Raw genomic sequence first — 8,159 nt, 5'->3', positions numbered from 1 at the left:
GGCGGCCCCATGGGCGACGCCGGCCTGACCGGTCGCAAGATCATCGTCGACACCTACGGCGGCATGGCCCGCCACGGTGGCGGCGCCTTCTCCGGCAAGGACCCCTCGAAGGTCGACCGCTCGGCTGCCTACGCCATGCGCTGGGTCGCCAAGAACGTCGTCGCCGCGGGCCTGGCCCGTCGCTGCGAGGCCCAGGTCGCCTACGCCATCGGCAAGGCCCAGCCCGTGGGTGTCTTCATCGAGACCTTCGGCACCGGCACCGTCCCGGACGAGAAGATCCAGGAGGCCGTGCTCGAGGTCTTCGACCTGCGCCCGGCCGCGATCATCCGCGACCTCGACCTGCTCCGTCCGATCTACGCCAAGACCGCGGCCTACGGCCACTTCGGTCGCGAGCTCCCCGAGTTCACCTGGGAGCGCACGGACCGCGCCGACGCTCTGAAGGCTGCCGTCGCCGGCTAGTCGCCGACCGGCACCACCCACGGCCCACCTCTCGCGAGCGCGACGGGTGGGCCGTGCGGCATTTCGTGGAGCAGGCGGCGGGCCGGGAAGCAGGCCGAGGACACGGCGTACGACGCCGTCGGCGGGCGCTGGTAGACATCTGCCCATGACCGGACCGGAGGAGCAGCCCGAGCTGATCCCCGGCATGGTGCGGGCGACGGTCAGGGCCTCCCAGGCCAAGGCGCGGGCGACGAAGGCGCGCAACGCGGCCGAGGCCGCGGTGGCCACGCACGACCCCGTCGCCCGGGTGCTCGTCGACGTGCCGTTGGCCCACCTCGACCGCACCTTCGACTACGCCGTGCCGGAGGCGATGGACGCCGGCGTCCGACCGGGCGTGCGGGTCAAGGTGCGCTTCGCCGGGCAGGACCTCGACGGCTACGTCGTCGAGCGCGCTGCCACCTCCGAGCACCCCGGCACCCTCGCCCCGTTGCGTCGGCTGGTGAGCGACGAACCGGTGCTCAGCGCGGCGATCGCCGCGCTGGCCGACGACCTGGCCGAGCGCTACGCCGGCACCCGCTCCGACGTGCTGCGCCTGGCCGTGCCACCTCGCCACGCCACCGCCGAGAAGGAGCCCTCCGAGCCGGCGCCACCGCTGTCGGCGCTGCCGCCGGCACCGGCAGGGTGGGACGACCACCCTCACGCCGCCGCCTTCCTCGCGCACCTGCGTGCAGGCGGTGCGCCCCGAGCGGTCTGGGGCGCCGCGCCGGGCGCCGACTGGCCCGACCTGGTCGCCCACGCCGCCGCCGAGACCTATGCCGGAGGTCGGGGAGTGCTGGTCTGCGTGCCCGACGGCAAGGACGTCGCCCGGCTGGACCGTGCGCTCACCGATCGACTCGGCGCCGGCCACCACGTGGCGCTGACCGCAGGGCGGGGCCCGGCGGCGCGCTACCGCGAGTTCCTCGCGATCAGCCGGGGGGCCCGCCGCATCGTCGTCGGCACCCGCGGCGCCTCCTTCGCCCCGGTCCACGACCTCGGCCTGATCGTGCTGTGGGACGACGGCGACGACCTGCACGCCGAGCCACGCGCGCCCTACCCCCACGTCCGCGAGACGCTCCTGCTCCGCGCGGAGCGGGAGGGCGCGGCCGTCCTTCTCGGTGGCTTCGCGCGCAGCGTCGAGGCCTCCTACCTGCTGCGCTCGGGGTGGGCCCACGAGCTCGCCCCGAGTCGCGAGGCACTGCGCCGGGCGGTCACCGTGACCGTCGCCGGCGCGTCCGAGTGGGAGCTCGAGCGCGACCCCGCTGCCCGGTCGAGCAGGATGCCGCGCCAGGTGCACGAGGTCGTGGGGCGCGCCCTGGGGCAGGGACCGGTCCTGGTGCAGACACCACGCCTCGGCTACGTCACCGCCCTGGCGTGCGAGCGCTGCCGCACCCCTGCGCGCTGCACCACCTGCCAGGGCCCCCTCGTGCTGAGCGGCCCCACCCGGCCTCCGGCCTGCCGCTGGTGCGGCACGGCAGACCAGGCCTGGGCGTGCGGCGAGTGCGGCCACCGCGGCCTGCGCGCCCCTGTGCTGGGCGACGCCCGCACCGCCGAGGAGCTCGGCCGCGCCTTCCCGGGAGCCCGCGTGCTGACCTCGTCGGGCGAGCGGGTCCTGGCCGAGGTCGACGACAGCCACAGCATCGTGGTGGCCACGCCCGGTGCCGAGCCGATCGCCGCCTCCGGCTACGCCGCCGTCGTCCTGCTCGACACCTGGCTGCTGCTCGGACGCACCGACCTGCGCACCGACGAGGAGGCGCTGCGTCGCTGGTGCAACGCGGTGGCCCTCGTGCGCCCGGGTGGCGAAGCGGTGGTGGTCGGCGACCCGGCCCACGCGGCGCTCCAGGCCCTGGTGCGGTGGGACCCGGGCGGCTTCGCCGAGCGGGAGTCGACCCAGCGTCAGGAGGCGCACCTGCCACCCGCGTCGCGCCTCGCCACCATCATCGGTGAGGCCGGAGCGGTCGACGACGCCGTGACCCTGCTGGCGGCGCCCGACGCTGCCGAGGTGCTGGGTCCGGTCGACCTCGACGACGAGGAGAGCCGCGTCGTCGTCCGCGTCCCGCGGGCCCAGGGGCCGGCGCTGTCGGCGGCGCTGGGCGAGCTCCAGCGGGTGCGCTCCGCGCGCAAGCTCGACGCCGTGCGCATCCAGGTCGACCCCGTCAGCCTCTGACCCACCCGCTCCCTAGACTGGTGCCATGCCCATCCAGCCGATCCGTCTCTTCGGCGACCCCGTGCTGCGCAAGCCCGCGCTCGAGGTCGTCGACTTCGACAAGGAGCTGCGCAAGCTGGTCGAGGACCTCACCGACACCATGCTCGACGCCCCCGGCGCAGGCCTGGCCGCGCCCCAGATCGGGGTCGGGCTCCGCGCCTTCACGTGGTACGTCGACGGCGAGGTCGGCCACCTGATCAACCCGCGCCTCGAGCTGTCGGCCGAGCTGCAGGACGGTCTCGAGGGCTGCCTGTCGCTCCCCGAGCTGACCTACGAGTGCCAGCGGGCGATGTCGGTCGTGGCCCACGGGTTCGACATGCACGGGGAGCCGGTGACCATCCAGGGCTCCGACCTGCTCGCCCGGGCGATCCAGCACGAGACCGACCACCTCGACGGGGTGCTCTTCATCGACCGCCTCGACACCGTCGCCCGCAAGGCGGCGATGAAGGAGATCCGCGAGTCGGAGTGGTTCGGCCTGGAGCGGCCCACCGTCAAGCTCAGCCCTCACGCGACGCGGGGGCTGGGGATCTGATGCGGCTCGTCTTCGCCGGCACCCCCGAGGTCGCCGTCCCTGCTCTCGATGCCCTGCTCGCCTCCGACCACGAGGTCGTCGGTGTCATCACCCGTCCCGACGCGCCCTCGGGTCGTGGCCGCAAGCTGGTCGCCAGCCCCGTCGCCCAGCGCGCCGAGGAGCTCGGGCTGCCGGTGCTCAAGCCGACCCACCCGCGCGAGCCCGACTTCCAGGCCGAGCTTCGTGCGCTCGGGCCCGACTGCTGCCCCGTGGTCGCCTACGGCGCCCTCCTGCCCCAGTCGGCGCTGGACATCCCGCCGCACGGCTGGGTCAACCTGCACTTCTCCTGCCTGCCGGCCTGGCGCGGCGCAGCGCCCGTCCAGCACTCGATCTGGGCCGGCGACGAGGTCACCGGCGCCACCACCTTCCGGATCGTCAAGGAGCTCGACGCAGGCCCGACCTTCGGGGTCATGACCGAGCGGATCCGCGACGAGGACACCGCCGGTGACCTGCTCGCCCGACTCGCCGAGGGCGGAGCCGGTCTGCTGGTCGCCACCATCGACGGCCTGGCCGACGGCTCGATCGTCGCCCGCGAGCAGCCGGAGGACGGCGTGTCCTTCGCTCCCAAGATCAACGTCGAGGACGCCCGCATCGACTGGACGATGGCCGGTCACCTCATCGACCGCCAGGTCCGGGCCTGCACACCTGCCCCGGGCGCCTGGTCGCTCTTCGAGGGCGAGCGCATCAAGATCGGTCGCGTCACGGTCGTCGACGAGCTGGTGCCGGCCGGCGTCATCGACGTGCGCAAGAACCACGTCCTGGTCGGCACGGGCACCTATGCCGTCCTCCTCGGAGAGGTCAAGGCGTTCGGCAAGAAGCAGATGGCCGCGGCCGACTGGGCCCGCGGAGCGCGTCTCGAGTCGGGCGCGAGGCTCGGTGTTGCGTGACCGCGGGGTCACGGGTTCGCCTAGGTTGGCGGTCATGAGCCGCCCGGCGACCCCCGACGACATCGCCGAGATCTGCCTCGCCCTGCCCGAGGTCGAGCTGGGCACCTCCTGGGGCGACCGGCCGACGTACAAGGTGCCGCGGGGCGAGAAGGGCAAGGGCTTCCTGCTCCACCGGGCACCGGGCAGGACCGCGATCGACCCCGAGACCGGCGAGCCCTACGACGACCTGCTGGTCATCACGACCCCGACCGAGGCGGAGAAGCAGGCGCTGGTCGACGACCCCGCCCTGCCGTTCTTCACGATCGACCACTTCCGCGGCTACTCCGCCGTGCTCGTGCAGCAGTCGCGGCTGGGGGAGATCAGCCGCGACGAGCTCGCCGAGATCATCACCGACGCGTGGGCGTCGAAGGCACCCAAGCGCCTCGTGCGGGAGCACCTCGATGGCTGACCCGGGGCCGGGGCGGGCGCGGCCTGCCGCTCGGCCCACTGCCCGGCCTCCGGCCCCCCGTCGCCCGGTCTCCGGCAAGGCGGCCGCTCGCCAGGAGATCGACCCAGCCCGTCAGGCGGCCTACGAGGTGCTCAAGGCGGTGCGCGTCGACGGCGCCTACGCCAACCTGGTCCTGCCGGCGGTCATCCGTCACTTCGGGCTCGACGCCCGCGACGCGGCGTTCGCCACCGAGCTGGCCTCCGGCACGTTGCGGCGCCGCGGGACCTACGACGCGATCATCGCCGCGTGCGCCGACCGGTCCCTGCGCAAGATCGAGGAGAAGGTGCTCGACGCCCTGCGCCTGGGCACCCACCAGCTGCTCTCGATGCGGGTGCCCGACCACGCCGCGATCAGCACGTCTGTCAACCTCGTGCGCACGAAGGGCACGTCCGGCGCCGGCAACTTCGCCAACGCCGTGCTGCGCAAGGTCTCCGAGCACGACCTGGAGGAGTGGATCACCCGCGTCGCTCCCAGCAAGCCGCCCAGCCGCTATGCGGAGGTCGCCTTCAGCCACCCCGTGTGGATCGTCGACGAGCTGCGCAAGGCCGTCGGGGAGAGCGAGCTGCACGCCGTGCTGGCCGCCGACAACGAGCCACCGCGGGTGACGCTCGTGGCGCGCCCCGGTCGGGCCACCGTCGAGGAGCTTCCCGGCGAGGCCACGGCCTACTCGCCCTACGGCGTGGTGCTCGAGGGCGGCGACCCCGGCGCCGTCGCCGCGGTGAAGGACGGTCGAGCAGGAGTGCAGGACGAGGGCTCCCAGCTGGTCGCGGCCGCGCTGGCCGCTGCCGAGGTCGAGGGCCCCGACGAGCGGTGGCTGGACCTGTGCGCCGGTCCCGGTGGCAAGGCGGCACTGCTCGCCGCCCTCGCGGGGGAGCGTGGCGCCGAGCTCCTCGCCGTCGAGCGCCAGCAGCACCGCGCCCGCCTCGTCGCGAGGGCGCTGGCCGGGTCGCCCGGCGTCCTCGGGATCCTCACGGCCGATGGCACGGCACCCCCGCTGCGAGCCGGGAGCTTCGACCGGGTCCTGGTCGACGCCCCGTGCACCGGCCTGGGCGCGCTGCGTCGCAGGCCCGAGGCCCGCTGGCGGCGCAAGCCCGACGACCTCTTCACCCTGGTGCTGCTGCAGCGCCAGCTGCTCACCTCCGCCCTGGCGCTGACGCGCACCGGGGGAGTGGTCCTCTACGCAACCTGCTCGCCGGTCACCGCCGAGACCGACGACGTCGTCAGCTCGGTGCTCCAGGGCCGCGACGACGTGGTCCTCGAGGACGCCCGCGCCCTGCTCCCGCAGGTACCCGACTGCGAGGGTCGGCTCCCGGGGACCGTCCAGCTGTGGCCGCACCGCCACGGCACCGACGCGATGTTCATGGCGCTCTTCCGTAAGGTCTGACCCATGGCCGCTGGGAAGTCCTCGTCGCCCGCCCTCGAGGTCGAGGTGGACGACCGGGTGGTCCGGGTGAGCAATCCCGACCGCGTCTACTTCCCGGAGTCGGGCGCGACCAAGGCCGACCTGGTCGACTACTACCTCGCGGTCGGCCCCGGCATCGTCAACGCGCTCTTCGAGCGACCCACCATGCTGCACCGCTTCCCGAAGGGCCTCGCGGGCGACAAGGTGCATCAGAAGCGGGTCCCGCAGGGCGCCCCGCCCTGGATCGAGACCGTGCAGCTGCACTTTCCCCGCTGGAACCGCACCGCCGACGAGCTCTGCGTCACCGAGCTGGGAGCCGTGATCTGGGCGGTCCAGATGTCGACGGTGGAGTTCCACCCGTGGAACAGCCGTCGTGACGACCCCGAGAGCCCCGACGAGTGGCGCATCGACCTCGACCCCGGACCGGAGTCGGACTTCGCCCAGGTGCGCCGGGTCGCGCACGTCGCCCACGAGGTGCTCAACGAGCTCGGCGCGGTCGGCTACCCCAAGACCAGCGGCGGCTCCGGCCTCCACGTCTACGTCCGGATCCGGCCCGACCACGGTCACAAGGCCGTACGCCGCGCCGCGCTCGCCTTCGCCCGCGAGGTCGAGCGCCGGGCCGCCGACGACGTGACCACGACCTGGTGGCGCAAGGACCGCGACCCCCGCAAGCTCTTCGTCGACTACAACCAGAACGCCCGCGACCACACGATCGCCGCCGCCTACTCCGTGCGCGGCGTGCCCGACGCCCGTGTCTCCACGCCGATCCGCTGGGACGAGGTCGACGACGTCGACCCCCGCGACTGCACGATCTTCACCGTGCCCGACCGGTTCGCCGAGCTGGGTGACCTGCACGCGGGGATCGACGGAGACGTCTTCGACATCGCGCCGCTGCTGGAGTGGGCCGACCGCGACGAGCGCGCCGGGCAGGAGACGCCCGACGAGCCCGAGGCGACCTAGCCCGACTGGCCCGCCGGCCGCACGACGTACGCCGCGCCCCCGCCACGTCGTACGGGCTCGGCGACGGCGACCACCCGACCCTTGCGGCCGAAGCGGATCGCCGTGGCGGCCCCGATGTCCGAGGCGCTGGTCAGTCCGTCGCCCGACGGCACCAGGTCGTGGCCGTAGACGTCCTCGAGGATCGTGCCGTAGGCCGCGATGAACGCCGGCTCGGCGGTGACCGTGGCGGTGTTGCGCTGCGAGGCACGCGGGGCCGCGATCGCCTCGGGCAGGCTCATGCCGAGGTCGAGGTGGTTGACCAGCATCTGCAGCACCGTGGTGATGATCGTCGAGCCACCGGGGGAGCCCAGTGCCAGGAACGGCTTGCCGTCCTTGAGCACGATCGTCGGCGACATCGACGAGCGCGGGCGCTTGCCGGGCTGGATGCGGTTGGGGTCGGCCGGGTCGAAGACGGTCGTGAAGTCGGTCAGCTCGTTGTTGAGCAGGAAGCCCTTGCCGGGCACGACGATGCCCGAGCCTCCGGTCTGCTCGATGGTCAGCGTGTACTCCACGACGTCGCCCCACCGGTCGGTGACGGTGAGGTTGGTGGTCGAGATGTTCTCGGTGTCCTCGGCCGGCTCCGTCGTGGTCGCGGCCGCCCCGCAGGTGCCGTCGTAGTCGTCGACGTCGCCGGGCTCGGTCGGCTTGGCCATCGCGGTGTTGCCGATCTGGCAGGCGCGCTCGGCGGCGAACCGGTCGGCCAGCAGGTCGCGCAGGGGCACGTCGACGTACGCCGGGTCCCCGACGTGGGCGCCGCGGTCGGCGAACGCGAGGGCACTGGCCTCCAGGTAGCGGTGCAGGGCCTGTGGCTCGTCCGTCTCGGACAGGTCGACGCCCTCGAGGATGTTGAGCGCCTCGCCGACCGTCGAGCCGCCGCTGGAGGACGGGGCCATGCCGAAGACGGTGTAGCCGCGGTAGCTCGAGCGGGTCGGCGCCTGGACGCGCAGCCGGTAGTCGCGCAGGTCGCGGGTGGTCAGGAACCCCGGAGGCACGGGCAGCGTGGTGGCCTCGCTCTTCGGCGGGTCCTGCACGGTGCGCGCGATCAGGCGGGCGAGAGGGCCGGTGTAGAACGCCGCCCTCGTGCCGCGGCGGCCGATGGCGGTGAGGGTGTCGGCCAGGTCGGGGTTGCGGAA

8 protein-coding genes are annotated in these 8,159 nt (G+C 73.7%); 7 read left to right on the top strand and 1 reads right to left on the bottom strand.

The genetic code is table 11. The features are described 5' to 3' along the window. The 7 genes from RMN98_RS15985 to ligD form a co-directional block, all read left to right on the top strand. A partial coding sequence (locus RMN98_RS15985; protein WP_309649806.1) for a methionine adenosyltransferase domain-containing protein occupies window positions 1-459 on the top strand: 459 nt, incomplete at its 5' end. Between the two features lie 145 nt (window positions 460-604). Continuing rightward, window positions 605-2,641, top strand: a complete 2,037-nt coding sequence (locus RMN98_RS15980; RefSeq protein ID WP_309649805.1) for a primosomal protein N' — start codon at window positions 605-607, stop codon at window positions 2,639-2,641. Between the two features lie 25 nt (window positions 2,642-2,666). After that, entirely contained in the window at window positions 2,667-3,212 is a 546-nt protein-coding gene (gene def, locus RMN98_RS15975; protein ID WP_309649804.1) for a peptide deformylase, read from the top strand. After that, window positions 3,212-4,138 carry a methionyl-tRNA formyltransferase gene (gene fmt, locus RMN98_RS15970; protein ID WP_309649803.1) on the top strand — a complete coding sequence of 309 codons (927 nt, stop codon included), beginning with the start codon at window positions 3,212-3,214 and terminating at the stop codon, window positions 4,136-4,138. The genes def and fmt overlap by 1 nt, the downstream gene beginning before the upstream one ends. Before the next feature lie 34 nt (window positions 4,139-4,172). Further along, the gene (locus RMN98_RS15965) at window positions 4,173-4,586 is read left to right on the top strand and encodes an MmcQ/YjbR family DNA-binding protein (RefSeq protein WP_309649802.1); all 414 of its coding nucleotides are present in this window, start codon (window positions 4,173-4,175) and stop codon (window positions 4,584-4,586) included. Beyond that, on the top strand, window positions 4,579-6,009 hold the full coding sequence (locus tag RMN98_RS15960) for a transcription antitermination factor NusB (protein WP_309649801.1): 1,431 nt from the start codon (window positions 4,579-4,581) through the stop codon (window positions 6,007-6,009). The genes RMN98_RS15965 and RMN98_RS15960 overlap by 8 nt, the downstream gene beginning before the upstream one ends. A gap of 3 nt (window positions 6,010-6,012) precedes the next feature. Beyond that, window positions 6,013-6,987: a non-homologous end-joining DNA ligase gene (gene ligD, locus RMN98_RS15955; protein WP_309649800.1), complete on the top strand. Its 975-nt coding sequence runs from the start codon at window positions 6,013-6,015 to the stop codon at window positions 6,985-6,987. Here the strand turns inward: ligD and RMN98_RS15950 are convergent. Further along, window positions 6,984-8,159: gamma-glutamyltransferase (locus RMN98_RS15950; protein WP_309649799.1), on the bottom strand; the 1,176-nt coding region annotated here is incomplete at its 5' end. The genes ligD and RMN98_RS15950 overlap by 4 nt on opposite strands.

This window comes from Nocardioides sp. (assembly GCF_031397825.1).
Taxonomy (GTDB): Bacteria; Actinomycetota; Actinomycetes; order Propionibacteriales; family Nocardioidaceae; genus Nocardioides.
This window is presented reverse-complemented; position numbering and strand designations above follow the sequence as displayed.